We start from the raw sequence: 938 nt of genomic DNA on the forward strand, positions 1-938 counted from the left end.
TGTAACTCTGCGGGTTCATCCCGCGGGCGCGCAGTTCACGCTCGAACCGCTGTTCGGAAAACTTGCCGTCTTCCTGGAACAACGGCACCTTGTAAATATCGGCAGCAACCTGTTGTTCACTGAACACCATGCTGGATTGTTCCGCTGCGGCCAGAATCAATTGCTCGTTGACGATGCCATCCAGCACCATTTCCGGACGCACAAATGAATCCAGCAATGCAGGATTCATGTTCGGACTTTGCTCGCGAAGCATGTTACGAACCCGCTCTACCCGCTGGTTCACAACACTACGTGTGATCTTGCTGCCTTCCACTTCAGCTACCACGTCGCCTGTGCTTCCACCGACAAAGTAGCCGTAAAAGCCGGAAATCACGAAAGGAAGAATGATTGCGGCAAGCAGGACCTTGCCCACGGGACCGCGGACAAACCGTCTGAACTCCTGCATGAAATTACTCCGTAGGGATACTCTCGAAATTCGATCTTATTATTCAGAACCGGCGGATGACTGCAGGTTCCCTTAAATGCAAAAAAGCGTACCCCTTACGAGTACGCTTTCTCAAACTGGCGGAGCGGACGGGACTCGAACCCGCGACCCCCGGCGTGACAGGCCGGTATTCTAACCAGCTGAACTACCGCTCCTGCAAACAGTTTAGTTCACCGCGTCTTTCAGTGCCTTACCGGCTTTGAAGCCCGGTACGTTGGCAGCGGCGATCTTGATGGTCTGGCCAGTTTGCGGGTTACGGCCATCGCGGGCTTCACGACGCTTCACTGCAAAAGTACCAAAACCTACCAGAGAAACGCTGTCACCTTTTTTCAGGGCACCAGTTACCGCTTCCAAAGTAGAATCCAGAGCACGACCTGCGTCGGCTTTGGAAATATCCGCGCTAGCGGCAATCGCATCAATCAACTCTGACTTATTCACAAAGTTCCCCTTTCTC

The 938-nt window shown here is 53.3% G+C and carries 2 protein-coding genes and 1 tRNA gene; all 3 read right to left on the minus strand.

Features of this window, described 5'->3' with window-relative positions:
- Positions 1-445, minus strand: a 445-nt coding sequence (locus A3730_RS07135; protein ID WP_197477345.1) for a SurA N-terminal domain-containing protein, incomplete at its 3' end; no start/stop codon positions are given.
- Positions 446-562: 117 nt separating this feature from the next.
- Positions 563-639: transfer RNA gene (locus tag A3730_RS07140), tRNA-Asp, on the minus strand.
- Positions 640-649: 10 nt separating this feature from the next.
- A complete protein-coding gene (locus A3730_RS07145; RefSeq protein WP_039925990.1) occupies positions 650-922 on the minus strand; it encodes an HU family DNA-binding protein in 273 nt (90 codons plus the stop codon).
- Positions 923-938: the final 16 nt, after the last annotated feature.

The organism is Alcanivorax sp. HI0044 (assembly GCF_001634945.1).